We start from the raw sequence: 25,877 nt of genomic DNA, 5'->3' as shown, positions 1-25,877 counted from the left end.
ACCCGCTGTCGGTCGGCGTAAACACCTGCTTGCGCTAGGAATCCGCGAGCGTTGCCCGGGTGCACACCGTGATGTAGGGCAGTGCCAGTCCGGTGGACCCGACCAATGCAGGGTGGGTGGCCAGCAGGTTGCGAACCTGGTCCAGTGTCTTGGTGCGCACCGCGTCCGGTGAGGTGATGCAGTAGCTGCGGGAAGCGACCAGATCGATCAGGGCCTGCGGCGTCAGGTAGTTGGTCCACTCCACCTGGTGGCTTTCGATGTCGCCGAACGGCGCGGGCAGACTCACCCCGGCATCGACCACGTCGCGGGCGTCCTCGCGGCCGATGATCGCACCGAGTTCCTTGACCCAGCCCAGTCGTTCGTCGCGGGTGTTCCACACCAGCCCCAGCCGGCCGCCGGGCCGGAGCACCCTGACCAGCTCGGGGATGGCCCGAGCGGGGTCGAACCAATGCCAGGCCTGGGCCACCAGCACCGCGTCGACGCTGTTGTCGGGCAGCGGGATCTGCTCGGCGGACCCCAGCAGCGCCGGGGTGCCCGGTAGGGCGCTGGCCAGCACCTCGAGCATCTCGGCGATCGGGTCCACCGCCACCACGTCCAGGCCGCGCTCCACCAGCCGGGCGGTGAGCTTGCCGGTGCCGGCGCCCAGGTCCAGGACGTCGCGGGCGCCCGGCGGCAGCAGCCAGTCGATCGCCTCCGGAGGGTAGGACGGACGGCCCCGCTCGTAGGCGGCGGCCTGCGACCCGAACGACAGTGAGCGGTCGCGACGGCCCTGCTCGGACGGGCTCACCGTCGGCGTTCCCGGGCCGCGCTCGCCAAGTCCAAGGTCTGGCGGATCAGCTCGCCGACTCGGGCGGTGTCCAGCAGGAAGCCGTCGTGTCCGCATTCGGAGTCGAGCACCTGCAGTCCGTCGCAGCCCGGCAGCAGTTCGGCCAGCTCGGCCTGCAACCGCAGCGGGTACAACCGGTCCGAGGCGATCCCGGCGACCACCGCGGGAACCGGGCAGCCGCGCAACGCTGCGGCCACCCCGCCGCGTCCGGCGCCCACGTCATAGCTGGACAGTGAGTCGCTCAAGATCACGTAGCTGCCCGCGTCGAACCGTGACACCAGCTTGTCGCCCTGATGTTCCAGGTAGCTCTGCACCGCGTAGCGCGGGTCCCCTGGGTCTTCTTCGGCCTGCGCTCTATTGGCGAATCGCAGGTCCAGCTCGGCCTCACCGCGGTAGGTCAGGTGCGCGATGCGCCGGGCGATCGCCAGTCCGGCGTCGGGGCTGCGGCCGGTGCCGTGGTAGTCGCCGCCCTGCCAATCCGGGTCGGCTTGGATGGCCGCGATCTGAGTGCTCTGCGTGCCGATCTGGTCGGCAGTGGCCCGAGCGCCGACTGCCAGCAGTAAGCCTGCGCCCACCTGATCCGGGTGGCTCACCATCCATTCCAGTCCGCGGGCGCCACCCATCGAACCGCCCAACACGGCGGCCACCTCGGTGATACCCAGCGCGGCCAGCGCGGCGATGTCGGCTTCGACCTGGTCGCGGATCGTGATTGCGGGAAACTTTGAGCCCCAAGGCTTCCCGTCGCGGGCCAGGGAGCTCGGGCCGGTCGACCCGCGGCAGCCGCCCAGCACGTTGGTGGCCACCGCACACCAGCGGTCGGTGTCGATCGGAGCGCCGGGGCCGATCACTCCGTCCCACCAGCCCGGGGTGGGATGGCCGGGACCGGCGGGCCCGGTGACGTGGGAATCCCCGGTCAGTGCATGCAGCACCATGACGACGTTGTCGCGCTGGGGCGACAACTCGCCCCAGCGCTGCACGGCGATGTGGACGTCATCGAGCACCGCGCCGCTCTGCAGCGTCAGCGACCCGATGGCGACCACGCCGGTCTCTCCCTCGGCGGGCAGTAGCTGCCTGGACACGTCGGAGATCGTCACCGGGGACCGCCTCAACGGGCCGCCAGCGCCGACGAGTCGCCGAGCTGTGTCGAGGCCGCGGCGAAGCCGAGTTCCAGGTCCGCCAGGATGTCGTCGATGCCCTCGATGCCGACCGCCAGGCGAACCAGGCCCGGGGTCACACCGCTGGCCAGCTGCTCTTCGGCGCTGAGCTGGCCGTGCGTCGTCGACGCCGGGTGGATCACCAGCGAACGCACGTCACCGATGTTGGCGACGTGGCTGTGCAGCTTCAGTGCGTCGACGAACGCCTTGCCGGCCTCAATACCGCCGGCGAGCTCGAACGAGAGCACGCCGCCGACACCCTTCGGTGCCAGCTGCTGCGCCCGTGCGTGCCACGGCGAGCTGGCCAGGCCGGCGTAATTGACGCTCAGCACGTCATCGCGGGCCTCCAGGAACTCCGCGACCCGCTGGGCGTTGGCGACGTGCCGCTCCACCCGCAGGCTCAACGTCTCCAGGCCCTGGGCGATCAGGAAGGCGTTGAACGGCGAGATCGCGGAACCCAGGTCGCGCAGCAGCTGCACGCGGGCCTTGAGTGCGAACGCGGGCGCTCCCAGGTCGGCGAAGACCGCCCCGTGGTAGCTCGGGTCGGGTGTGGTGAAACCGGGGTGGCGGCCCTGGGTCCAGTCGAAGGTTCCACCGTCGACGATGACACCCGCGATCGCCGCGCCGTGCCCGCCCAAGTACTTGGTGGCCGAGTGCACCACGATGTCGGCACCGTGGGCCAGCGGCTGGATCAGGTAGGGCGTCGCCACGGTGTTGTCGACGATCAGGGGAACGCCGTTGTCGTGGGCAACGCCCGACACACCCGGGATGTCGAGTACGTCGATCTTCGGGTTGGAGATGGTTTCGGCGAAGAAGGCCTTGGTGTTGGGCCGCACCGCCGCCCGCCAGGACTCCAGGTCGTCGGGGTCCTCGACGAAGGTGGTCTCGATGCCCAGCTTGGTCAGCGAGTAGTGGAACAGGTTGTAGGTGCCGCCGTAGAGCCGCGGGCTGGAAACGATGTGGTCGCCGGCACCGGCGAGATTGAGGATCGCGAAGGTCGCCGCAGCGGACCCGGAGGCCACCAGCAGCGCCGCGACCCCGCCTTCGAGCGCGGCGATGCGCTGCTCGACGACGTCATTGGTCGGGTTCATGATCCGGGTGTAGATGTTGCCCGGAACCTCCAGACCGAACAGCTTGGCCGCGTGATCGGTGTTGTCGAACGTGTAGGAGGTGGTCTGGTAGATCGGCAGTGCGCGGGCATTGGTGGCCGCGTCGGGAACCTGCCCGGCGTGGACCTGTTTGGTCTCGAACGACCAGTGCGAACTGGGGTCGATGTTGGTGTCGTCGGTCATTGCTGAATGGTTTCCTCGGATGTGTTGTCGCTGGGTGACGTGCGGATCAGGCGTGGGTTCAGCGACAACAGCAACGGGTGAGCGGGCGCAAGGAGGCACGCATCAGGTTCCCCTGTCTACTCGGGGGGCCCGTTGTGGCGGACCCGCGCTTGCCGCGTAGCCGATAGTGGCTACTCAACCCGGTCATCACCCGGGGCACCCCACCGCGGTTGGAGGGTTGCCGGCCAGCAAGCCGGGGCTTCGCGCTGGCACTCATGACCGCCACGCAGCCTATCGCATCTCATAGAGGTGTCGCCACCTGCTCACCGGCCGTGAACGCCTGCGGAGCGGTACGCGATACTGATGCCGCCGTGTACAACGCGGGACAATCGAACACCTAAGCCCCTGACGCCGGGAGAACAGCCATGTGCGCCGACCAGCCGACCATCATCTACACGCTGACCGACGAGGCGCCGCTGCTGGCGACGTACTCGTTCCTGCCGATCGTGCAGGCCTTCACCGGGCCCGCGGGAATCGACGTCCAAGCCAGTGACATCTCGCTTGCGGCCCGCATCCTGGCCGCATTCCCCGACTGTCTGACCGAAGACCAGCGGGTGCCGGACAACCTGGCCGAACTCGGCCGGCTGACCCAGCTGCCCGACACCACGATCATCAAGCTGCCCAACATCAGTGCCTCGGTGCCGCAGCTGGTCTCCGCCATCAAGGAACTGCAGGGCAAGGGCTACAAGCTGCCCGACTACCCCGAGGACCCCAAGACCGACTCTGAGCGCGACATTCACGACCGCTACGCGAAGTGCCTGGGCAGTGCGGTGAACCCGGTACTGCGGGAAGGCAACTCGGACCGTCGTGCGCCCAAGGCGGTCAAGGAGTACGCGCGCAAGCACCCGCACAGCATGGGCGAGTGGTCACAGGCCTCGCGTACCCACGTAGCGACGATGCGCCACGGCGACTTCTACCACGGTGAGAAGTCGATGACTCTGGACCGCGACCGCGACGTCAAGATGCAGCTGACGACCAACGGCGGCAAGACGATCGTGCTCAAGGAGAAGGTGTCGCTGCTCGACGGCACGGTCATCGACTCGATGTTCATGAGCGTCAAGGCGCTGCGCGAGTTCTACGAGGAGCAGATGGAGGACGCCCGCAAGACCGGCGTGATGTTCTCCCTGCACGTCAAGGCGACCATGATGAAGGTCAGCCACCCGATCGTTTTCGGCCACGCCATCAAGGTGTTCTACAAGGACGCATTCGCCAAGCATCAGAAGCTCTTCGACGACTTGGGCGTCAACGTCAACAACGGTCTGGTCGACCTGTACAACAAGATCGAGACCCTGCCGGCCTCCCAGCGTGAGGAGGTCATCGAGGACATGCATGCCTGCCACGAGCACCGTCCCGAGCTGGCGATGGTCGATTCGGCCAACGGCATCACCAACTTCCACTCACCGTCGGATGTGATCGTGGACGCCTCGATGCCGGCGATGATCCGGGCCGGCGGCAAGATGTACGGCGCCGACGGGCGGCAGAAGGACACCAAGGCCGTCAACCCCGAATCGACGTTTGCCCGGATCTACCAGGAGCTGATCAACTTCTGCAAGACCCACGGCCAGTTCGACCCGGCCACCATGGGCACCGTCCCCAACGTCGGGCTGATGGCGCAGAAGGCCGAGGAGTACGGCAGCCACGACAAGACGTTCGAGGTTCCCGAGGCCGGCGTCGCCGACATCGTGGACCTGGCCACCGGCGAGGTGCTGCTGACCCAGAAGGTGGAGGCCGGCGACATCTGGCGGCTGTGCACGGTGACCGACGCCGCCATCCAGGACTGGGTGAAGCTGGCCGTCCAGCGGGCACGGGCGTCGGGCATGACCGTGGTGTTCTGGCTGGACACCGAGCGTCCGCACGAGGCGGAGCTGCGCAAGAAGGTCAAGGCCTACCTGAAGGACCATGACACTGACGGCCTGGAGATCCAGATCATGCCGCAGGTGTGGGCGATGCGGTACACCCTCGAGCGGCTGATTCGCGGACAGGACACCATCGCCGCCACCGGCAACATCCTGCGCGATTACCTCACCGACCTGTTCCCGATTCTGGAGCTGGGCACCAGCGCCAAGATGCTGTCGATCGTGCCGCTGATGGCCGGGGGCGGCATGTACGAGACGGGTGCGGGCGGTTCGGCCCCCAAGCACGTCAAGCAGCTGGTGGAGGAGAACCACCTGCGCTGGGACTCGCTCGGTGAGTTCCTGGCGCTGGGCGCCAGCTTCGACGACCTGGGCGCCAAGACCGGCAATGTCCACGCCAAGATCCTGGGCGAGACGCTGGACTCGGCGATCGGCAAGCTGCTGGACGCCAACCAGAGCCCGTCGCGCAAGACCGGTGAACTCGACAACCGCGGCAGCCAGTACTACCTGGCCAAGCACTGGGCGGACGAGCTTGCCGCGCAGACCGAGGACGCCGAGCTGGCCAAGCACTTCGCGGCGCTGGCGAACACGCTGGGCAAGAACGAGGACGTGATCGTCAACGAGCTGGCCGCGGTGCAGGGCAAGCCGGTGGACATCGGCGGCTACTACGCGCCCGACCACGACCTGACCTCGGCGGTCATGCGGCCCAGTGCGACGCTGAACGCCGCGATCGACGCCAAGGACTGAGGTCGGGCGGCTCCCTGCCGCCTCGGCCCCGCCGAGTGGGGATCTCCCGACGGACACGCCGACGGAGTCGTCGTGGATTTCCCACTCGGGGGTGCCGGCGACGCTCAACGTGCGACAATTCGCCGGTAAGGCGATGACGATGTAGGAATCCGGTGTTAATCCGGAGCGGTCCCGCCACTGTCATCGGGGGAGTGACCTCACCCGAGAGCCAGACACTCACGTCGTCGCAACCTCCGATTCGGGGCGGGTAACCCGAGAGAGCTGACGACCGTGACCGCGCCGATCTGGATCGCGTCTCCACCCGAAGTCCACTCGACATTGCTGTCGGCGGGCCCCGGGGCTGGTCCGCTGTTGGCGTCGGCTGCCGCATGGAACACGCTGAGCGCCGAATACAGTGCGGTCGCCGACGAGTTGACGGCACTGCTGGGGGCAGTGCAGGCCGGGGCGTGGCAGGGTCCCAGCGCCGAAGCGTATGTGGCGGCGAATCTGCCGTATCTGGCGTGGCTGATCCAGGCCGGGGTCGCCAGCGCCCTGACCGCCACCGCCCAGCAGGCCGCGGCCACCGCCTACAGCACCGCACTGGCCGCGATGCCGACGCTGGGTGAACTTGCGGCCAATCACGCCACCCACGCGGTGCTGGTGGCCACCAACTTCTTCGGTGTCAACACCATCCCGATCACGCTCAATGAGGCCGACTACGGCCGGATGTGGTTGCAGGCCGCCACCGTGATGGCTACCTATCAGGCCGTAGCGGGCACCGCGGTGGCGTCGAGCCCGCAGACGTCGGCGGCGCCACAGATCGCCAAAGCCCAGTCCGCGGACGCCAGCCAGCCGCAGCTTCCGCCGGATCGACAGAACGAGATCATGGAATGGCTGCAGAACAGCGGCTACACCGATTTCTACAACAAGGTGCTGCAGCCGATGATCGATGAGCTGGCGAGCAACCCGTTCCTCCAGTCGATGTTCGGCGGGTTCGACCCCTGGCTGAGCATCACCGGCAATCCGCTGAGCTTTCTGCACCCGTTCAACATCGCGTTCGCGCTCGGCTACCCGATGGACTTCGGCTCGTTCGCGGCCTATCTGTCGCAGACGTTCGCGTTCATCGCCGCGGATCTGGCCGCGGCCTTCGCCTCCGGTAATCCGGCCACCATCGCCGCGACGCTGATGTTCACCGCCGTACAGGCGATCGGCACCATCATCACCGACGTGATCGCCCTGCTCAAGACGCTGCTGGAGCAGGCTCTGGTGCTGATTCCGGTTGTGCTGCCGATGCTGACCGCCGCATTGGCGCCACTGGCCGCGGCGCCGTTGGCCGGATTGGCGGGGTTGTCCGGCCTGGCTGCGCTGCATGCGGTTCCGGTTCCGGTGGTTCCGGTCATGCCCCCGCCGTTCGCCGGCCTGACGGTCGCTCCGACGCCGCCGGTTCCCGCTCCGGCCCCGGCCCTCGCTCCGGCGCCCGCTCTTGCACCGCCGCCGCCCGCAGCGCCGCCGGCGCCCCCTCCGCCGCCCGCACCACCGCTGTCCCCGGGGGACAGTCTGGCCGCGATGTATCTGGTCGCCGGCGCGAGCCAGCAGGCCCGTCGGGCCGCGGGCACCAGTGCTCGCCGACGCAAGGCCGCGGAGCCCGAGGCCGCCGCGGCGCCGGTGGACGCCGTGGTCGCCGAGGAGAAGGTCAAGTCCCGCCGGCGGCGGCGCGCAAAGGCCGACATGCTCGGCCGCGGGTACGAATACATGGACTTAGACGACGCCTCGGATGCCGTGCTGCCGAGTGGACTCACCGCCCTGGCGGCCGACGCCTTCGGCGGCGGTGCCACCACTCCGATGACGCCGGGCACCTGGATGCCGGAGTATCAGCGCGGTCTGCGGTAAGACTCCAGGTAAGACGGCAGCGCGATGGCCGGGTCGAGGTCGGCGGCCGGTTCCGGGCGTCCGGCGACCATCCGCAGCGGGACCACTCCCGCCCAGTGCGGCAGAGTGACGTCCTCGGGTTCGTCGTTGGGGCCGCCGTCGCGCACCGAGGCGGACACCTTCACCAGGTCGAGCGCCAGCACCGCAGTGGCCGCCAGTTCCCGGCGGTTGGGCGGCCGGGCGTCGGCGGCCCGGCCGGGTGCGACGTGATCGAGCAGTGCGTCCAGCCCGAGCCGCTTCTCGGCCTCGTCGTCGACCAGGCGGGCGGCGCCGATGACGACCACCGAGCGGTAGGCCATCGAATGATGCAGCGCCGAGCGGGCCAGCACCAGCCCGTCGACCAGGGTGGCGGTGACGCAGACCGGCAGACCGCCCGGGCCGGCGGCCAGCACCGGGCCGCTGCCGGTGGAGCCGTGCAGATACAGCGTCTCGTCGACCCGGGCGTGCGTGGTCGGCAGCACCACCGGATGGCCGTCGCGGGTGTATCCCAGGTGGCAGATCAGCGCCTCGTCCAGGATGCGGTGCACGGTGTCGCGGTCGTAGCGAGCCCGTTCCCGATACCGGGTGGGGGTGGTCTGGGGTGTCGGTGCGTAGGACACGGGGTTGCCTCCATTAATGTACTAGTGCAATATTGGAGATGTGCCAGTACAATACAGCATTACCGGCGGGGGAGCCGAGGCCATCGCGGCGAGCGTCGAGGAAGGCATCGCGCGCGGCGCGTTGGCACCCGGGGCCGCGCTGCCGCCGATACGCGGGCTGGCCCAGCAACTCGGGGTGAACCCGAACACCGTCGCCGCCGCCTACCGGCTGCTGCGCGACCGCGGCGCGGTCGAAAGCTCCGGTCGCCGTGGCACCCGGGTGCGAGATCGGCCGGCGACCACACCGCGCTCGCTGCGCGGGCTGGCCGTGCCGCCGGACGTGCGGGATCTGTCCACCGGAAACCCCAACCCGGCGCTGCTGCCCGCTATCGCCGCTGTGCCGGCGCACCCCGGGCCGGTGGTGCTCTACGGGCATCCGCCGATCGCGTCGGCACTGGCCGAGCATGCCGCGGCCGAGCTGGCCGCCGACGGTGTACCGGCCGACCACCTCGCGGTCACCTCCGGGGCCCTGGACGGAATCGAGCGGGTGCTCAGCGCCCACCTGCGTCCCGGTGACCGGGTGGCCGTCGAAGATCCGGGGTGGCCCAACCTGCTCGATCTGCTCGGCGCGCTGGGGCTGACACCGGAGCCGGTCGGAGTCGATGACGACGGCCCGCTGCCTGCCGACCTGGACCGCGCGCTGCAACGGGGGGTGCGTGCTGTGGTGGTGACCAGTCGCGCCCAAAATCCCACCGGCGCCGCGGTTTCCGCCGAACGAGCCGATGCCCTGCGGGCTCTGCTGGACGCAGCCGATGTGCTGGTCGTCGAAGACGACCACGGTGCGGCGATCGCCGGGGTGCCGCTGCATCCGCTGGCGGGCGTGACCCGGCACTGGGCGTTCGTTCGGTCGGCGGCGAAGGCGTATGGCCCGGACCTGCGGCTGGCGGTGCTGGCCGGTGACCAGCGCACCGTCGAACGGGTGCAGGGTCGCCAGCGGCTCGGGCCGGGCTGGGTCAGCCACCTGCTGCAGAACCTGGCGGTAGACCTGTGGCGCGACGACGCGGCGACGCGGCGGGTGGCCGAGGCCGAAGCCGCCTACCGCGCGGCCCGCCTCGGGCTGTGCGCGGCGCTGGCCGACCGGGGCGTGATCGCGCACGGCCGGTCCGGGCTCAACGTATGGATCCCGGTGCCCGACGAGGCGGTGGCGATGACGGCGTTGTTCGCCGCAGGCTGGGCTGCGGCGCCGGGGGCGCGGTTCCGGATCCGGGGCACTGCGGGCCTGCGGATCACCATCGCCGAGTTGGCTCCCACCGACGTCGACGCGCTGGCCGATGCGGTCGCCGCTGCGGTGCGCGGCTCAGGCCGGGCCAGCGTGTAGTCGCGCTTTCCGGGCGTCGCGCGCCGCAGCGTGCGATAATGCCCGGGTACGGCAACGATGGTGCAGGAAGCCGGTGTGAATCCGGCACGGTCCCGCCACTGTGATCGGGGAGCGACCCTCAACTGCCACGGCTCTGATGGAGCTGGAAGGCGAGGCGAGCGTTGATCCGAGAGTCAGGACACTCACATCGTCGCATCCTGCGACCCGGGGCGGTGTACCCCGAGAGAGCTGAAAAACCCTTATGTTGCGCCCTTTTCGGGTGGCATCCGGCGGTGTGCGATGACCGCACCCATCTGGATGGCCTCACCGCCAGAAGTCCATTCAACGTCACTGTCGGCCGGCCCGGGGGCTGGTCCGCTATTGTCATCGGCCGCCGCGTGGAGCGCGCTGAGCACTGAATACCACGCGGTCGCCGACGAATTGACGGCGGTGCTGGGTGCAGTGCAAGCCGGGGCGTGGCAGGGCCCGTCCGCTGAGGAGTTCGTGGCCGCTAATGCCCCGTATCTGGCCTGGCTACTGCGCGCCGGTGGCGATGCGACGGTGACGGCCGCGCAGCAGCAGACCGCGGCGGCGGCCTACACCGCTGCGTTGGCGGCGATGCCGACCATGGCCGAGTTGGTCGCCAACCACGTCACCCACGCGGTGCTGGTGGGTACAAACTTCTTTGGTGTCAACACGATTCCGATCGCGTTGAACGAGGCCGACTATGCGCGGATGTGGGCGCAGGCGGCAGCCGTGATGACCACCTACCAGGCGGTGGCCGGCGCGGCGGTAGCGACCGCGGCGACAGCTCAGATCGAACCGGCGCCGGCCGTGCTCAAGACGCCCGGCAGCGCGGCCGACACCGCGCCGGAGCCACCGCAGTGGTTTCTGGACTTCGCCAAATGGCTCGAGAGCCTGGTCCCGCATCCGCCTTATCCCGACAGCGGTCAGTACCCGCTGTATGCCGAGCTGCAGGAGTTCTTCAACAAGATCGGCTTCACCGGTCTCGCGGACCCGCTCGCCGAATTCTTCGCCAGTCTGCAGAACGGTTCGTCGTTGCTGCCGCCGTGGGGCGTCCCCGGGTCGTGGCTGGGCTGGACGGGCAACCCGCTGAGCTTCTTCAACCCGGGAAACCTGGCCTACATCTTCTCGGTGCCGCTGGACCCGGGCTCCTACTTCGCGTTCACCAGCATCGTCATCATCGACGACCTGATCGCGATCATGTACACCGCGCTGTTCAATCCCCAGGGCCTTGGCCTGGTCGTGCCGTTGGCGATGGTCGAGATCGTCACCTCGACGATCGGCAACACCATCCAGGCGCTCAACTACCTGATCACCCAGACGGCGCTGCTGCCGGCGCTGTTGCCGGCGCTCGCCGCCACGACCGTGCTGGCGCCCGCCGGGGTGATCGGCGGTCTGGGCATCGGGGCTCTGGCGCATCATGCGGTGGCAGCAGCGGTGCCGCCGCCTGCCCCGCCGCCGCCCGGGCTGGCGATGGCTTCGCCGCCGGCACCGGCTCCCGCTCCGGCTCCTGCTCCGGCTCCCGCGCCCGCCCCTGCGAGCGCACCGGCCGCGGCTGCCCCGCCGCCGCCCGGCGCACCGCCGCCGACCCCGGCGGGGCCCCCGTCGGTCACGATGCCGGCCTACATGTACATGGTGGGGGGCCTCGACATGGGGGCTCGCCGGGGATCGGGCACCAGCACGCGGAAGAAGGCGGCGCCGAAACCGGACAGTGCAGATGTTCCCGAGGCCGCCGCGGCGGAAGAGGCTGCGCCGCAGCGACGTCGGCGCCGGGCCAAGGCTGGGATGCGCGGTCGCGGCTACGAGTACATGGACTTGGAGCCGGACCCGATGCCGGAATTTGCCGGGGCACTCGCCTCGAGTAGAGGTACCGGCTCGCAGGGCTTCACCGGTGGCACTCACCGGGTGGCCAGCGCACGGCCGAGCGGACTGACCGCCCTGGCCGACGACGGGTTCGGCGGTGGGGCGATCAGCCCGATGATGCCCAACACCTGGCCGGCCGAACCGGACTAGCCGGACCGGGCGCGTTGAAACTGCGTCCAGGGCTGTTCCCAGCCTCCGCGCACAGCCCTGGACGCAGAATCAACGTCTCCTGCCTAACCGCGGGGCTAACCGCCGGGTTTGTTGGGGCGGTCCAGCTTCGGCTCTCCTTCGTCGAGTCTCGCTAACCGCCGGGTTTGTTGCGGCGGTCCAGCTTCGGCTCTCCTTCGTCGAGTCTCGCTAACCGCCGCAGCGGATCCGGTTTCCGCCGCGGTCCAACGGGTCGGGCCCCAGACCCAGGTACTTGTCGCGCAGCTTGTCCCACAACTCCAGCTGGCCCCACTCGGGCTCGTCGCGCATCTGCTGGTCGTTGGTCAGGAATGGGTTCGGCAGCATCACGGTCATCATCTGCTCGTCGCGCCCGTTGAACAGGCGCACACCCCACGACTGCGGGTTGCCGTCCTTGCCGATTCGGCGGTACAGCTCGGCCCGGCTACAGCGCCGGATGCGGCCCAGCTCCGAGCCGCTGGCCCGATGCTTGCCGATGCAGAGGTGAAAGTGCCAGCGGCCGAAGTCGATGGTGGCGTAGCCGTCGAGCATGCCGATCTTGCGCGGCGCGTTGGGGGCGGCCACCTCCCAGGCCGCGCCTTCCATGATGATGCCGAACCAGATCTCGTTCCAGTACTCGTCGAAGCACAGGTGCAGCAGATCCAGCAGGCTCTGCTGATCGGTCGGCAGCGGCCAGCGTTGTTCGCGACCGCGGTCTTCGGTGTCGACGATGGGAGGATCGGCGACGACGGTGCCGGTGTTCTCGGTCATGGGAATCCTTCTTTCATCGGTCCAGACAAGGTTTGTGGGTCAGTGCGCAGTCGCCGCACAGGCCGCCGCCCGGCGTGCGATAGAACAGGCAGCAGCTGGTCCGGCGATAATCCGTGCTGGAGGCGTCGAAACACACTGTGCCGTTGAGATATTCGCCTTCGCAGATGTTTCGTGCGAGTTCCCAGCTCGGTTCGTCCGCGAGACTTCCACCGTGATGCCAGCACAGGGCGCGGGCGGCGCCCAGAGCTGCGGAGGCGGCATTGCCGTCCAGCAGTCGCTGCGAGATCGGACCGAGCCGACGCACCGCGGCGGCCAACGGCGTCAGGTGTTCGGTCAGGACCATCTCGGCCAGCATCGGCTCCAGATCCGCATTGGCTGACGGTGTCTGCCAGGCCACCGGATTCGGCAGGTGAAGCCGGACGCTGCCGCCGCAGTCGGAGTACCAGAGTTGATCGGGGTCCAGATCGATCAGCAACCCGTGCTCGGCGAGCCCGCCGAGTCCGATCGACCACAGCCGCGCCGCATATCCGAGGTAGAAGGTGGATACCGCCACGCGTAGATCCGACGCCCCGATGCGATCCTGCACGCCGGCAACCGCGCCGGCCAGCAGGTCGGTGTCGGTGTAGAGCTGCGTCACCGGACGCCAGCCGGTGTCGTCAGCGGTCCCGGTCGAGACCGCGAAATAGGAGCTCACAGTGGATAACTCGGCCAGTGCCGCGAACGTCCGAGTCTGGGGCGCGCAGCGATGCGGGGTCGCGGGCAGGGTACGCAGTCGCTGCGGCAGGTCGCGCAGCGCAACGACGTGGTTGTCGCCGGCGGTACGCAGCGTGATGGCACCGGGATCGGTTGCTGTGAGCACGATTTCGGCAGAATCGCCGATACTCCAGCCCTCCCGCGACAGCACCCGCGTCAGTGCGGAGTGCAACGGCTCTTCAGCGTCGACGCGTGCGGTGCGTGCCGCGCCATCGCTGTCGGCGCGGGTACTGAGCTCGAACATGCCGCTGGCCGGGTCGAAACGCAGGGTGTCGTTGCCGAACATGTCCCCGATGCGCCCGGACAACATCAGCTCTTCGCCCACGGTGTCCATCAGGGTGCCCGCCGGATCCATCAGCCACACCCGATCTGCCACCCGCAGCGCCAATTCCAGATCGTGGGTGCTCAGCACCACCGCCAACTGCTGGTCGCGGGCGAGCTCACGCAGCAGGCCGAACAGTGCGGCTCGCGACGACACGTCCAGAAACGCGGTCGGCTCGTCGAGGATCAGCAGGCCCGGCTGCTGGGCCAGTGCCCGCGCGGTCAGAACCCGCTGGCTTTCGCCGTCGGACAGTTCGGCAGCCGGTCGCGACGCCAGATGCTGTGCGCCGGTCGCCGCCAGCGCCCAGTCGATGATCTCCTCGTCGACCGGGCGCAGGCGGGCACCCAGCCCCAGGTGGGGGATGCGGCCCAATCCGACGAGTTCGCGCGCCGACAACAAGCCCGGGTCGACGCGTTCGGTCAGCACCACCGCGACTCGGCGGGCCAGCTCGTCGCGGGGGAGAGCGGTCAGGTCGGCGCCGTCCAACAGGACACGTCCACCGAGCGCGGGCTGCAAACCCGCCAGGGTGCGGATCAGGGTGGACTTGCCGGCTCCGTTGGGCCCGATCAGCACGGTCAGTTCGCCGCGGCGAGCCTGAGCGGCCAGTCCGGTCGCCACTGTCGTCGACCGGCGCCGGCTGCGGTAGCCGATGGCCAGGCCGGCCAGCTCGACGGCCGGTGGCGTCATGACGGCAACCCCGATCCTCGCCGGGCCCGCAGCAGCACGGCGATCACCACCGGTGCCCCCACCAGCGCGGTGACCGCGTTGATCGGGATGACCAGATCGCTGCCGGGCACCTGACTGACAACGCCGCAGCCCAGCGCGGCGACCGCGCCCAGCAAGACCACCGCCGGGACCACCACCCGGTGATCGGAGGTACCCACCACGATGCGGGCCACGTGCGGCACCACCAGCCCGAGGAATGCGATCGGGCCGCAGAACGCGGTCGTCACGCCGGCCAGCAGTGACGCAGAGACGACCGTGACGATCCGGGCCCGGTGCACGTTGATGCCCATGGTCGCCGCGTAACTCTCGCCGAGCAGCAGGGCGTTGAGCGGCCGGATCGTCATCGCCGCGGTCAACAGCCCGACGGCCACCAGCGGCAGCAGCAACTCCAAATCGGCCCAACCGGTTCCGGCGAAGCTGCCCAGGCCCCACAACAGGTACTGCTGCACCCGCTGCGGATCGGAGTAGACCAGCGCCAAGCTCACCAGCGCGGTGCTGGCCGCGCCGATCATCACACCGATCAGCAGCAGCGTCGCCGCCGAGCGGGTCCATCGCGACAGCACCAGAACCAGCGTCAGCATGGCCGCCGCACCCAGCGCCGCTGCGATCACTTCCGCGGCGCGGCTGGCACCGGCCACCGCGGTGGTGAAACCGCCGCCGGCCGCCCCGCCGAGCAGCACCACCACCGCGACGCCCAGGCTCGCCCCGGAGCTCACGCCCAGAATGTAGGGATCGGCGAGGGTGTTGCGGAACAGGGTTTGCAGCTGCAGGCCGGCGACGCCCAGCGCGGACCCGGCGGCCAGCGCGGTCAGCACCCGCGGCAACCGCATGTTCCACACGATCACCTGCCAGCGCGGGTCGGAGGGTTCGGCGCCGAACAGCACCTGCACGGTGTCGAGCACCGGCACCCGCACCGGTCCGAGCACCAGCCCGAGCACGGCCAGCAGGACCACCGCGGCGCTCAGCGCGGTCAGCACCAGGGCGATACGCGGCTTCATCGCGGCACCCGCCGGTAGAACTCGAACGCGTGGTCGGTGGCGAGCTCGGGATGCAGGATCGCGACCAAGTCGCCGAGTAGCAGATCCGGTCGGGCCGTGCCGCGTTCCCAATAGAGGTTGCCGCCAAGGGATGTCATTGCCTTGGTCGCCGACCAGACGTGGCCGGTCCGCAGCGCGGTCAGCTCGCCATAGCGGCTGTCACGGGCCACCGCATCGCCCAGGGTGTGCCAGTCGTCGGTGATCAGCCAGACCGGCGCTGTACCGGCACGGGCGTACACCGACTCGAAGTTCAGTTGCCGGTTCTCGGCGCCGGTCTCCGACAGCCAGGGATAGGTGCCGCCGGCGTCGGCGACCAGACGTCCCGAGTAGCTCTCGCCGGTGGGCATCGACCAGCTGCCCGAGTACATGGTGCCGACCAAGACCTCGACGGGCTTGGTCGCGGCGGCTTGAGCCGCCAAGGCACGGTAACGGTCGCGGATGGACCGGTAGGCCTGCGCGGCTTGGCGTTCGGTCCCGGTCAGCGCGGCGAACACCTTGATCCACTCGGCGCGGCCCAGCGGGGTCGGTTCCAGCCATTCGGCGTCGGCCAGCACCGGGGTACCGGCTTCGCGCAGCTTCGGATAGCCGGGGTCGTCGATGCCCTCGGTGACCAGCAGGTCGGGGCCCGCACCGATCACGCGCTCGATATTGATCTGCCCGCCGGGCGCGTAGCCGACGATCTCACCGGTGTCGATGCGCGCACGGATCTGGGGGTCGGCGACGGCTGCCGGGCTCGCCACTCCGGTGACCACGCCCGCTTGGCCGAGTTCGGTGATCATCGCCAGATGCGTCGTCGAACCCGAGTAGAGGCTCTGCACCGGCACGGTGATCCGCTGGGCGTTCGCCAGCTCCCCGGTCAGCGTCGGCGCGGGCGCACCGCAGCGCACCAACACCCACGACATCGGCTTGCCGCCGAGGTAGGGCCGCTTGACCGTAAGAACCTGGTAGCTGCCGTGGTAGGTGATGGCGAAGTTGGTGGCCTCGGTCAGCGTCGACTTGTCCGGGAAGTAGTCGGCGGCCGGATCGAAGCCGGTGATGCAGCCGGAACGCGCTTGCAGTGTGCGGGAAGCGGGTTCGCCGGAGCAGCCGGCCAACGACAGCGCGGTGGCCAGCGCTACCAGGAGCGCAGCAACTACCCGCAACGCACGGGACATGAGCGTGAGTCAGCTTCCTCGGGGTACACCGCCCCGGTACGCAGGACGCGTTGACGTGAGTCTCCTGGCTCTCGGATCACTGCTCGCCTCGCCTTCCAACCCCACAAGTGGCGGGCCGTGGCTGATGAGGGTCGCTCCCCGATGACAGTGGCGGGACCGCGCCGGATTCGCACCGGCTTCCTCATTCGTCATCGCCTTACCGGCGACATTGTTGCATGCCGCGCTGCGTTAGGCTGGCCGCCGTCTCGTGGCGTCAGGAAGTCCGGTACTCAAATTCCGGCGCGGTTCCGCCACTGTGTTAGCCAGATACTGGCCGCGGGGCATCCGACTATGCGGGGCGCGAACCCCCGGGAGGAACCGATTATGCGGCGTATCGCCCTGCTCTCCACCTCTGACACCGACCTGCTGTCCGCGCGGGCCAGCGGCGCGGCATACCGGCTCGGGAACCCCGCACGCCACGACATCGAACCGCTGGTCAACGGCGCCGATGTCGTGGTGCTGCGCATCCTGGGGTCATCGGCCGAGATCGCCGAGGAACTGAAGCTGCTGCGCGCGACCGGCCTGCCGCTGGTGGTGCTCGGCGGGGAGCGCTCGCCCAACGCCGAGCTGATGGAGTGCTCCACGGTCCCGATCGGCCTGGCCGCCCAGGCGCACGCCTACCTCGCCGAGGGCGGGCCGGCCAACCTCGCCCAGCTGCACGCGTTCCTGTGCGACACGGTGCTGCTCACCGGTGAGGGTTTCGAGGAGCCGGCGGTGATCCCGGAATGGGGGTTCGCCCAGCGGGAAGGCGTCGAGGCTGCGAACCCGGTACGGATCGGGGTGCTGTACTACCGCGCCCACGAGGTCAGCGGCAACGCCGGATTCGCCCACGCTTTGGCCGATGCCATCGATGCCACCGGCAGGGCGGTCGGGGTGCCGATCTTCGCCGCCTCGCTGCGCAACGCCCCCAACGAGCTCTTCGCCGCGCTGGGTCAGCTCGATGCGCTGGTGGTCTGCATGCTGGCCGCCGGTGGGGCGATGAACGCCACCGCCGGGGTCAGTGCCGGTGACGACGACGGCGCGTGGGACATCGAACAGATCGCGGCGCTGGACATCCCGGTGTTCCAGGGACTGTGCCTGGCGTCCTCGCGCGCGGACTGGGAGGCCAACGACGACGGCGTGACCCCGTTGGATTCGGCCACCCAGATCGCCATCCCGGAATTCGACGGCCGGATCATCACCGTCCCGTTTTCCTTCAAGGAGATCGACGACGACGGGCTGCCGCACTACGCTGCCGATCCCGAGCGGTGCGCCCGGGTGGCCGGGGTCGCGGTGAATCACGCGGTGCTGCGCCGTATCCCGAACGCGCAGAAGAAGCTGGCGCTGGTGCTGTCGGCCTATCCCACCAAGCACTCCCGGGTGGGCAACGCCGTTGGTCTGGACACCCCGGTGTCGGCGGTGCGGTTGCTTCAGCGGCTGGCGGCGGAGGGCTACGACGTCGGAGACGGCTTCGGCGTGCTCGACGTCGCTGACGAGACGCAGGCAGGGGATCGCCTCATCCACACCCTGATCGAGGCCGGTGGTCAGGACGAGGACTGGCTGTCCGCTGCGCAGCTGGCCGGCGCCCAGGTGCGGGTCACCGCGCAGCAGTATGCGCAGTGGACCGCCGAGTTGCCCGACGACCTGCGCAATGCGATGACGACGGCGTGGGGTCCGGCGCCGGGCAAGTTGTTCGTCAACGACGCCGGCGAGATCGTTTTGGCCGCACTGCAATCCGGCAATGTCGTGCTGATGATCCAGCCGCCCCGAGGCTTCGGGGAGAATCCGGTGGCGATCTACCACGACCCGGAATTGCCGCCCAGCCACCACTACCTGGCCGCATACCGTTGGCTGGCACATGGTTTCGGCGCGCACGCGGTGATACACCTGGGCAAGCACGGATCGATGGAATGGCTGCCCGGTAAGACCGCGGCGTTGTCTTCCGCGTGCGCCACCGACGCGATGATCGCCGACCTGCCGTTGATCTATCCGTTCCTGGTGAACGACCCCGGCGAGGGCGCCCAGGCCAAGCGGCGGGCGCACGCCACGATCGTCGACCACCTGATCCCGCCGATGGCACGCGCGGAGTCCTACGGCGACATCGCGCGCCTCGAGCAACTGCTCGACGAGTACGGCAACATCGCGTCCATGGACCCGGCCAAGCTGCCGGCGATCCGCGGTGAGATCTGGAATCTGATGCGGGCCGCGGAGATGCACCGCGACCTGGGCCTGGAGGAGCGGCCCGAGGATGAGGAGTTCGACGACTTCCTGCTGCATGTCGACGGCTGGCTCTGTGAGATCAAGGACGCCCAGATCCGGGACGGCCTGCACGTGCTTGGCGGCGCTCCGACCGGACCGGAGCGGGTGAACCTGGTGCTGGCGATCCTGCGGGCTCCGCAGGTGTGGGGCGGGGTAGACCATGCGGTACCGGGCCTGCGGGCCGCGCTGGGGCTCAAGGAAGACGCCGCTGCGACGGTCGTCGACGAGATCGAGGGCCGCGCTCGCGCGTTGGTCGAAGCCATGGAGGCTGGCGGTTGGGAGACCGGCCTGGCTGACACGCTGCATCCTGACCCCGAGGTATGTCGGGTGTTGAGATTCGCTGCCACCGAGGTGGTTCCGCGGCTGGCCGGCACGTCGGCCGAGTTGGACGCGGTGCTGCACGCGCTGTCCGGCGGGTTCGTACGGCCGGGGCCGTCGGGGTCGCCGTTGCGTGGCCTGGTCAACGTGTTGCCCACCGGACGCAACTTCTACACCGTCGACCCCCGCGCGGTGCCGTCCCGGCTGGCGTGGCAGACCGGGCAGGCGATGGCCGACTCGTTGGTGCGGCGCTACCTCGATGACACCGGCGGCTACCCGGAATCGGTCGGGCTGTCGGTGTGGGGCACCTCGGCGATGCGCACCTCCGGCGACGACATTGCCGAAGTGCTGGCCCTGCTCGGCGTGCGACCCGAGTGGGACGAGGCGTCGCGGCGGGTGTCCGGGCTGGCGGTCATCTCACCCGAGGAGCTCGGCCGGCCCAGAATCGACGTGACGGTGCGCATCTCGGGGTTCTTCCGGGACGCCTTCCCGCACGTGGTGTCGATGCTCGACGATGCCGTGCAGATGGTCGCCACCCTCGACGAGCCCGACGACACGAACTTCGTGGCGGCGCATGCTCGCGCCGACTTGATCGAACACGGCGATCTGCGCCGCGCCACCACCCGGATCTTCGGTTCGGCGCCCGGGTCGTACGGGGCGGGAATCCTGCAGGTCATCGAATCCGGGACGTGGCGTGACGACAAGGACCTGGCGGAGGTCTACACCACCTGGGGTGGGTTCGCCTACGGTCGCGGGCTCGGTGGCGCGCCGGCGGCCGACGACATGCGCACCAACTACCGCCGGATCAAGGTGGCCGCCAAGAACATCGACACCCGCGAGCATGACATCGCCGACTCCGATGACTACTTCGTCTATCACGGCGGCATGATCGCGACCGTGCGGGCGCTGACTGGCGCCGACCCGAAAGCCTATGTGGGCGACTCAACCTCGCCGGACGCCATCCGCACCCGCACGCTGGCCGAAGAGACCGCCCGGGTGTTCCGCGCGCGGGTGGTCAATCCGCGCTGGATCTCCGCGATGCGCCGCCACGGTTACAAGGGTGCATTCGAATTGGCCGCCACCGTCGACTACCTGTTCGGGTTCGACGCCACCGCCGGCGTGGTGCACGACTGGATGTACGAAAAGCTCGCGGCCGAGTATGTCTTGGACCCGCAGACCCGCGAGTTCCTCGACAAGTCCAACCCGTGGGCGCTCCACGGCATTGTGGAACGGTTGACCGAGGCCGCCGACCGCGGCCTGTGGGAGCACCCCGACCCCGAGACCATGGCGGCGTTGCGGCAGGCTTACCTGGACGTAGAAGGCGACCTGGAGGATCGGTGAAAGTCTGGATTCTCGGAATCGGCATGGGACCTGCGCACGTCACCGCCGAGGTCGCCAGCGCACTGCGGTCAGCCGACTACGTAGTGGCATCCGAGAAGTCCTCCGACGACGGTCTTTTGGCATTGCGGCGCACCATCGTCGACACCTACGCCCCCTCGATCCCTATCGTCGCGGTTGCCGACCCGGCCCGCGACCGCTCCCCGGGGCTGACCGAGCCCGGCTATGCCCACGCCGTGGCGGACTGGCACGCGGCCCGGGCGCAGCGCTACGCCGACGTGCTGCGGTCCCGCGGCGGCACCGCCGCCTTCCTGGTCTGGGGCGACCCGGCACTGTACGACTCGACAATCCGCATCGTCGAGCGGGTGAAAGCCCTTGGGGTCGAGCTGGATTACGACGTGCTGCCTGGGATAAGCGCCCCGCAACTGCTGGCAGCCCGGCATCGGATCGTGCTGCATGAAGTGGGCAGTCCGGTGCACATCACCACCGGCCGGCGGCTGGCGGAGGCGGTCGCCGCGGGTCAGGACAACATCGTGGCGATGCTCAACCCGGACCGGCTCGATCTTTCTGCGGTGGCCGATTGGACGATCTGGTGGGGCGCCAACCTCGGTGCGTCGGGGGAGCGGCTGGTCACCGGACGGGTTTGTGACGTCGTCGAGGAGATCACGGCCGCCCGCGATGCGGCCCGTGCCGAGGCGGGTTGGGTGATGGATGTGTTCCTGGTGCGGCGAACCTGATGGCGGGCATCCTGATCGCCGGAACCACCAGCGACGCCGGCAAGACGGTGGTGGCCACCGGTGTGTGCCGGGCGCTGGCGCGCCGCGGTGTGCGGGTGGCGCCGTACAAGGCGCAGAACATGTCGAACAACTCCATGGTGTGCGTCGGTGCCGGCGGCGTGACGACTGAAATCGGTCGGGCGCAATGGATTCAGGCCTGCGCTGCGCGCGTTGACCCGGAGCCGGCGATGAATCCGGTTCTGCTCAAGCCCGGCAGTGACCAGCAGAGTCATGTGGTGCTCATGGGCCGGCCGTGGGGGGCGCTGTCGTCGTCGAACTGGATGCACGGCCGCGCGGAGTTGGCTGCGGCCGCGCACCGTGCTTACGACGATCTCGCCGGGCGCTATGACGTGATCGTCGCCGAGGGGGCCGGCAGCCCGACCGAGATCAATTTGCGCGCCGGCGATTACGTGAACATGGGCCTGGCGCGCCACGCCGGCCTGCCGGTGGTGGTCGTCGGTGACGTCGACCGCGGCGGGGTGTTCGCGGCGTTCTTCGGCACCGTCGCGCTGCTGTCGGAAGAGGACCAGGCATTGGTGGCGGGGTTCATCGTGAACAAGTTCCGCGGGCAGCTGCGGTTGCTGGAGCCCGGGCTGGCCGACCTGGAGCGCCTCACCGGTCGTCGGGTGTTCGGCACCCTGCCGTGGCATCCGGAGCTGTGGCTGGACTCCGAGGACGCGCTGGATCTGGACGGCCGGCGCTCGGGGCGCACCGGGGCACGCCGGGTCGCGGTAATTCGGTTCCCGCGGATCAGCAACTTCACCGACCTGGACGCCCTCGGCTTGGAACCCGATCTGGACGTGGTGTTCGCCGCCGACCCGCGTGGGGTGTCCGACGCGGATCTGGTGGTGCTGCCCGGAACCCGGGCAACCATCAGCGACCTGGCCTGGCTGCGTTCACGCGGGATCGATGCTGCGATCGCCTCCCACGCCGCCGCCGGCAAGCCCGTACTAGGGATCTGCGGGGGATTCCAGATGCTGGGCCAGTTGATCCGCGATCCCGAGGGAATCGAGGGAGCGCCCGGCGAGGTGCCCGGGCTGGGCCTATTGGATGTCGAAACATGTTTCGCGGCAGAGAAAATACTGCGGCTGTCCGATGGCGGCTACGAGATCCACCATGGCCGGATCAGCCGCGGAGACGTCGCCGATGCGTTTCCCGGCGGTGTCCGCGCCGGCCAGGTTTTCGGCACCATGCGGCACGGGTGCTTGGAGGTCGACGCGTTGCGTGCGGCGTTCCTGGCCGACACCCTCGGGCTGGCGCCGTCGCAGGTGTCGTTTCCGGCCGCCCGGGAGCGTCGGCTCGACCTGCTCGGGGATCTGATCGAAGAGCACCTGGACGTCGACGCCCTGCTGGAGCTGGCGGGCGGCGGGCCCCCGTCTGAGTTGCCGTTTCTGCCACCGGGGGCACCGTGACGCGCGTGCTGCTGCTCGGCGGCACCGCCGAAGCCCGCGCCCTTGCCGATCGGCTGGTCGCTGCGGGAATCGAAGTCACGACGTCGCTGGCCGGCCGCGTGGCCGATCCACGGTTGCCGGTCGGGGCGGTGCGGATCGGCGGATTCGGCGGAATCGACGGTTTGCGAACGGCATTGTCCGACTACGACGTGGTCGTGGACGCCACCCATCCGTTCGCGACGACGATGGCGGCCAATGCGGCCGCCGCCTGTGCCGCGGCCGGCCGGCCGCTGCTGCGGCTGGAGCGGCCCGGCTGGTCGCAGCGGGCCGGGCAGGCGTGGCATTGGGCCGACTCACACGAGCAGGCCGCACAGATCGCGGCCCGGTTGGGGCGGCGGCCGGTGCTGACCATCGGGCGTCAGCAGTTGGCGTCCTACCTGCCGGCGCTGGCCGACGCTGCGGTGCTGGCGCGCGTGGTCGAGCCGCCGTCGATCAGCCTGCCGCCCAGCTGGTCGGTGATCAGGGATCGCGGACCCTACGCGCTGCCCGGAGAACTCGCGCTGTTGCGCGAGCATCGCGCCGACATCATCGTCACGAAAGACTCCGGTGGGGAATACACCTGGCCCAAGATGCTGGCCGCCGAGGAACTCGGCCTGCCGGTGGTCGTCGTGCGCCGCCCGGCCCGGCCGGCGGGCGTGACCACGGTGAACGAGGTCGAGCGCGCGTTGGCCTGGGTGCTAACCGGCGAATGAGGCGAGCTGCAGAGCGGCACCTGCGGTCAGCAGTGCACCGACCTTGACCACTTCCAGTCCCGCGTAGGCGTAGTGGGCGCGGGAGCGCTCGATGATCCCGCCGGGCGGGGCGGTCTGTGCCGCCAGCACCGCATCCGAGCGGCGGCGCAGCCGGGGCCGGACCACAAGTATCTGCACGCTCAGCACTGCCACCGCAGCGCAGACCCCGACCAGCGAGATCCGTCCCGGGGCGCTGGTGGCCACCGCTAACACCACCACCGTCGCCAGCACGATCTCCACCGCGTTGAGCGCCCGGAACACCAATCTGCCGATACCCAAGCCCAGTGGGATGGTGATTCCCGGCGCGCGGAACTTCAGGGGTGCTTCGAGGAATGAGATCGCCAACACCATGCCCAACCAGGCAAAGACGACTGCCGCTGCGAGAGCGCTCATCCCGTCACCTCCTCCAGATATCTGTGTCTGTCAGTTGCAGGTAACGTATCTGTGTCATTCGGTAACAGACAAGAGTCTTTAGGCGGTAATTCAGGCCACACATCGTCGGGCACACTGACAGGCGTGATTGTGGAACATGGAGTACTGCCCATCCGGCCCGGCAGCGAAGCCGACTTCGAAGCAGCGTTCGCCAAGGCGCGGCCGTTGATCGCCGCCCAGCCCGGATTCCTGGGGATTTCGATGTCCCGGTCGGTCGAATCGCCGAACCTCTACTTGTTATTGGTGCAGTGGGAGAACATTGAGGCGCACACCGAGGGATTTCGGAAGTCGCCGGAATTCGAGCAGTGGCGCGCATTGCTGCACGGCTTCTACGACTCACCACCGGTGATCGAGCACTTCGTCGGCATCGACTAAGGAGATGGCCGCCCGTGGACGCACAGCGCACCCTGGAGTTCAACGCCCGTAATATCGCGGAGTTCCGTAGCAGCGGTGGGAAATTGGGCGGACGGTTCGAAGGGGCCCCGGTCCTGTTACTGACTACCACTGGGGCCAAATCCGGACAGCAGCGCACCAGCCCGATGATGTACCTCCCCGAGGGCGACCGGATCATCGTTTTCGCCTCCAACGAGGGCAAGGACAACCATCCGAGCTGGTACTACAACCTGCGAGCGAACCCCTCGGCGACTGTCGAACTCGGCACCGACACCTTTGCGGTCACCGCCACCGAGATCACCGGTGCCGAACATGATCGGCTCTACGGGATCCAGGCCGAGCGCTACCCGGGCTTCGCCACCTACCGCGAACGCACCCAGCGGGTCATCCCGGTGGTGGAGCTGATCAGAACCGACGCCTGACGCCTGCTAGGCGGCTTCGTCGCCGGGTGGGTCTGGGTCGCCTTTGAGGAGTTCGTCGGGGTGGTGGGCGTGGTTGATTTGGGGTGGTCCGGTTCCGTCGGTCCAGGCGAGGCGTCCGGTGGTGGTGGGGATGGTTTGTTGGTGGCCGTCGGTGGTGTCGGTGTGGTCGCAGCCGCAGGCGAAGAACAGTTCGTCGGCGTTGGTGTGGCCGCCGTGTGCCCAGGGTTGGGAGTGGTGCACTTCGCAGTGGTAGCCCGGTTCCAGGCAGTTTGGTCGGGTGCAGCCGCGGTCGCGGGCGTGGCAGATGAGGCGTTGATCGGCGGTGGCGATGCGTTTTTGTCGGCCGAGGTAGAGCGGGCGTTTGGTGTGGTCGTCGAAGACGGCCAGGTAGTGAATCGCTTGGGCGGCCATGGTGATCAGGTCGCGCATCGGTAGTCGGGATCCGCCGCCGGTCAGTGCCGGCGGTGGCATGGCGATGGTGGGGTCGGCGGCGGCGTGGGCGGCTTGGTTGAGTTCGGCGAGGGTGGTGGTGACGATGACGGTGACGGGGTGGCCGCGGTGGGTGCCGAGTTTGCCCGAGCCGATGGCGGTGGATAGGGCTAGGCGCAGGGCGTCGTGGCAGCGCTGCGCGGCGGTGCGGTCATCACCGGCGGCGGGGTCGCTGGGATCGGGCTGGTGGCGTCCGGGGCGTACCGCGGCGGCGATGGCTTCGAAGTAGGCGCGGGTTTGGGGGTCGAGGAGTCCGGTGAGTTTGGACATGCCGTCGGGGCCTTGGCGGCCCAGTGTCAGGCTGCGGCGGCGTGCGCGGTCGTGGTCGCTGAATAGGCCGTCGGGGTTGAGGTGATCGGCGATGCGTTGCCCGATTTTGGTGAGCACCCCGGCGTCGACTGCGGTGGCGTGGGAGACCAGGGCGGCCTCAGCCGCACTGATCTGGGGTGGGGCTACTGAGGTGGGTAGGACGTCGACGGCTTGGCAGATCGCGCGGATGTGGTCTTCCCCAATAGAGCCGGCGGCCACTGCGCTGGCTAGGGCCGGGAGTTCAGGAGGCAAAACGGCTCCGGTCAGGGAGCGTCGGGGTCGGATGCGGGCGGCCAGGCGGCAGCGGCGGGTGATCTCGCGGGGGGTGATCCGCAGCCGTTTCCATAGGGCGGTCCGTGCTGCGGGGGGGTG

19 protein-coding genes, 1 pseudogene and 4 riboswitches are annotated in these 25,877 nt (G+C 69.1%); of the genes and pseudogenes, 10 read left to right on the top strand and 10 right to left on the bottom strand.

Going from position 1 to position 25,877, the window contains the following annotated elements:
• Positions 1–34 precede the first annotated feature (34 nt).
• From MJO54_RS18140 to MJO54_RS18130, 3 genes are read right to left on the bottom strand one after another with little or no spacing between them, the layout of a single operon-like run.
• A complete protein-coding gene (locus MJO54_RS18140) occupies positions 35–787 on the bottom strand; it encodes a class I SAM-dependent methyltransferase (protein WP_240175275.1) in 753 nt (250 codons plus the stop codon).
• Positions 784–1,920 (bottom strand): homoserine O-acetyltransferase MetX, encoded by a 1,137-nt coding sequence (gene metX, locus MJO54_RS18135; protein WP_240175274.1) that lies wholly within the window; start codon positions 1,918–1,920, stop codon positions 784–786. The genes MJO54_RS18140 and metX overlap by 4 nt, the downstream gene beginning before the upstream one ends.
• A gap of 11 nt (positions 1,921–1,931) precedes the next feature.
• Complete coding sequence (locus tag MJO54_RS18130; protein ID WP_046283455.1) at positions 1,932–3,272, bottom strand: bifunctional o-acetylhomoserine/o-acetylserine sulfhydrylase; 1,341 nt, start codon at positions 3,270–3,272, stop codon at positions 1,932–1,934.
• Between the two features lie 140 nt (positions 3,273–3,412).
• A riboswitch (SAM riboswitch) is annotated at positions 3,413–3,532 on the bottom strand.
• A 144-nt stretch (positions 3,533–3,676) separates the two neighbouring features.
• Between MJO54_RS18130 and MJO54_RS18125 the strand changes: the two genes are divergently transcribed.
• Together MJO54_RS18125 and MJO54_RS18120 are read left to right on the top strand one after the other, a co-directional pair.
• A complete protein-coding gene (locus MJO54_RS18125) occupies positions 3,677–5,911 on the top strand; it encodes an NADP-dependent isocitrate dehydrogenase (protein ID WP_046283456.1) in 2,235 nt (744 codons plus the stop codon).
• Positions 5,912–5,994: 83 nt separating this feature from the next.
• Positions 5,995–6,149: riboswitch (cobalamin riboswitch) on the top strand.
• Between the two features lie 32 nt (positions 6,150–6,181).
• On the top strand, positions 6,182–7,780 hold the full coding sequence (locus tag MJO54_RS18120) for a PPE family protein (protein WP_240175273.1): 1,599 nt from the start codon (positions 6,182–6,184) through the stop codon (positions 7,778–7,780).
• On the opposite strand, the gene MJO54_RS18115 is transcribed toward MJO54_RS18120, so the two are convergent.
• Positions 7,762–8,418, bottom strand: coding sequence for a pyridoxamine 5'-phosphate oxidase family protein (locus MJO54_RS18115; RefSeq protein WP_207543256.1), 657 nt, complete (start codon positions 8,416–8,418; stop codon positions 7,762–7,764). The genes MJO54_RS18120 and MJO54_RS18115 overlap by 19 nt on opposite strands.
• A 40-nt stretch (positions 8,419–8,458) precedes the next feature.
• On the opposite strand from MJO54_RS18115, the gene MJO54_RS18110 reads away from it, so the two are divergent.
• Positions 8,459–9,775, top strand: a complete 1,317-nt coding sequence (locus tag MJO54_RS18110; protein WP_046283504.1) for an aminotransferase class I/II-fold pyridoxal phosphate-dependent enzyme — start codon at positions 8,459–8,461, stop codon at positions 9,773–9,775.
• 21 nt (positions 9,776–9,796) lie between these two features.
• Positions 9,797–9,979: riboswitch (cobalamin riboswitch) on the top strand.
• A 75-nt stretch (positions 9,980–10,054) separates the two neighbouring features.
• The gene (locus MJO54_RS18105) at positions 10,055–11,791 is read left to right on the top strand and encodes a PPE family protein (RefSeq protein WP_064889612.1); all 1,737 of its coding nucleotides are present in this window, start codon (positions 10,055–10,057) and stop codon (positions 11,789–11,791) included.
• Between the two features lie 207 nt (positions 11,792–11,998).
• Here the strand turns inward: MJO54_RS18105 and MJO54_RS18100 are convergent, their stop codons facing one another.
• The 4 genes from MJO54_RS18100 to MJO54_RS18085 are packed head-to-tail and all read right to left on the bottom strand — an operon-like array spanning position 11,999 to position 16,569.
• A complete protein-coding gene (locus tag MJO54_RS18100; protein ID WP_046283502.1) occupies positions 11,999–12,577 on the bottom strand; it encodes a DUF7676 family protein in 579 nt (192 codons plus the stop codon).
• Positions 12,578–12,590: 13 nt separating this feature from the next.
• Positions 12,591–14,339 (bottom strand): ATP-binding cassette domain-containing protein, encoded by a 1,749-nt coding sequence (locus tag MJO54_RS18095; RefSeq protein ID WP_240175272.1) that lies wholly within the window; start codon positions 14,337–14,339, stop codon positions 12,591–12,593.
• Positions 14,336–15,376 (bottom strand): FecCD family ABC transporter permease, encoded by a 1,041-nt coding sequence (locus MJO54_RS18090; protein WP_046283500.1) that lies wholly within the window; start codon positions 15,374–15,376, stop codon positions 14,336–14,338. Before MJO54_RS18090 ends, MJO54_RS18095 begins: the two co-directional genes overlap by 4 nt.
• A complete protein-coding gene (locus MJO54_RS18085; protein WP_064889618.1) occupies positions 15,373–16,569 on the bottom strand; it encodes an ABC transporter substrate-binding protein in 1,197 nt (398 codons plus the stop codon). The genes MJO54_RS18090 and MJO54_RS18085 overlap by 4 nt, the downstream gene beginning before the upstream one ends.
• Positions 16,570–16,607: 38 nt before the next feature.
• Positions 16,608–16,794, bottom strand: a riboswitch (cobalamin riboswitch).
• A gap of 138 nt (positions 16,795–16,932) precedes the next feature.
• Between MJO54_RS18085 and cobN the strand changes: the two genes are divergently transcribed.
• Genes cobN through MJO54_RS18065 form a run of 4 tightly spaced genes read left to right on the top strand, consistent with a single transcriptional unit; the run spans position 16,933 to position 23,421 of the window.
• Positions 16,933–20,505, top strand: coding sequence for a cobaltochelatase subunit CobN (gene cobN / locus MJO54_RS18080; RefSeq protein WP_064889059.1), 3,573 nt, complete (start codon positions 16,933–16,935; stop codon positions 20,503–20,505).
• Positions 20,502–21,239 (top strand): precorrin-6A synthase (deacetylating), encoded by a 738-nt coding sequence (gene cobF, locus MJO54_RS18075; RefSeq protein ID WP_064889060.1) that lies wholly within the window; start codon positions 20,502–20,504, stop codon positions 21,237–21,239. Before cobN ends, cobF begins: the two co-directional genes overlap by 4 nt.
• The gene (locus MJO54_RS18070) at positions 21,239–22,690 is read left to right on the top strand and encodes a cobyric acid synthase (protein WP_064889061.1); all 1,452 of its coding nucleotides are present in this window, start codon (positions 21,239–21,241) and stop codon (positions 22,688–22,690) included. Before cobF ends, MJO54_RS18070 begins: the two co-directional genes overlap by 1 nt.
• Positions 22,687–23,421 carry a cobalt-precorrin-6A reductase gene (locus MJO54_RS18065; RefSeq protein ID WP_064889062.1) on the top strand — a complete coding sequence of 245 codons (735 nt, stop codon included), beginning with the start codon at positions 22,687–22,689 and terminating at the stop codon, positions 23,419–23,421. Before MJO54_RS18070 ends, MJO54_RS18065 begins: the two co-directional genes overlap by 4 nt.
• On the opposite strand, the gene MJO54_RS18060 is transcribed toward MJO54_RS18065, so the two are convergent.
• On the bottom strand, positions 23,407–23,853 hold the full coding sequence (locus MJO54_RS18060; protein ID WP_240175271.1) for a hypothetical protein: 447 nt from the start codon (positions 23,851–23,853) through the stop codon (positions 23,407–23,409). The genes MJO54_RS18065 and MJO54_RS18060 overlap by 15 nt on opposite strands.
• Before the next feature lie 123 nt (positions 23,854–23,976).
• Between MJO54_RS18060 and MJO54_RS18055 the strand changes: the two genes are divergently transcribed.
• Both MJO54_RS18055 and MJO54_RS18050 read left to right on the top strand, forming a co-directional pair.
• A complete protein-coding gene (locus MJO54_RS18055; RefSeq protein WP_046283492.1) occupies positions 23,977–24,267 on the top strand; it encodes an antibiotic biosynthesis monooxygenase family protein in 291 nt (96 codons plus the stop codon).
• 14 nt (positions 24,268–24,281) lie between these two features.
• Positions 24,282–24,707: a nitroreductase family deazaflavin-dependent oxidoreductase gene (locus MJO54_RS18050; protein ID WP_240175270.1), complete on the top strand. Its 426-nt coding sequence runs from the start codon at positions 24,282–24,284 to the stop codon at positions 24,705–24,707.
• Between the two features lie 6 nt (positions 24,708–24,713).
• Here MJO54_RS18050 and MJO54_RS18045 read toward each other — a convergent pair.
• Positions 24,714–25,871, bottom strand: a pseudogene (locus tag MJO54_RS18045) (HNH endonuclease signature motif containing protein); the annotation flags it as partial.
• Between the last annotated feature and the right edge of the window lie 6 nt (positions 25,872–25,877).

It is taken from the genome of Mycolicibacter virginiensis (genome assembly GCF_022374935.2).
GTDB lineage: Bacteria > Actinomycetota > Actinomycetes > Mycobacteriales > Mycobacteriaceae > Mycobacterium > Mycobacterium virginiense.
Note: the sequence above shows the minus strand (reverse complement) of the source record. Positions and strands in the feature narration are given on the sequence as shown.

Bases quoted from the DNA above. Each gene is read 5' to 3' on its own strand.
- MJO54_RS18130 (WP_046283455.1), bottom strand. From the start codon at position 3,272: ATGACCGACGACACCAACATCGACCCCAGTTCGCACTGGTCGTTCGAG.
- MJO54_RS18125 (WP_046283456.1), top strand. From the start codon at position 3,677: ATGTGCGCCGACCAGCCGACCATCATCTACACGCTGACCGACGAGGCG.
- MJO54_RS18105 (WP_064889612.1), top strand. From the start codon at position 10,055: ATGACCGCACCCATCTGGATGGCCTCACCGCCAGAAGTCCATTCAACG.
- MJO54_RS18100 (WP_046283502.1), bottom strand. From the start codon at position 12,577: ATGACCGAGAACACCGGCACCGTCGTCGCCGATCCTCCCATCGTCGAC.
- MJO54_RS18095 (WP_240175272.1), bottom strand. From the start codon at position 14,339: ATGACGCCACCGGCCGTCGAGCTGGCCGGCCTGGCCATCGGCTACCGC.
- MJO54_RS18090 (WP_046283500.1), bottom strand. From the start codon at position 15,376: ATGAAGCCGCGTATCGCCCTGGTGCTGACCGCGCTGAGCGCCGCGGTG.
- MJO54_RS18085 (WP_064889618.1), bottom strand. From the start codon at position 16,569: ATGTCCCGTGCGTTGCGGGTAGTTGCTGCGCTCCTGGTAGCGCTGGCC.
- cobN (WP_064889059.1), top strand. From the start codon at position 16,933: ATGCGGCGTATCGCCCTGCTCTCCACCTCTGACACCGACCTGCTGTCC.
- MJO54_RS18070 (WP_064889061.1), top strand. From the start codon at position 21,239: ATGGCGGGCATCCTGATCGCCGGAACCACCAGCGACGCCGGCAAGACG.
- MJO54_RS18060 (WP_240175271.1), bottom strand. From the start codon at position 23,853: ATGAGCGCTCTCGCAGCGGCAGTCGTCTTTGCCTGGTTGGGCATGGTG.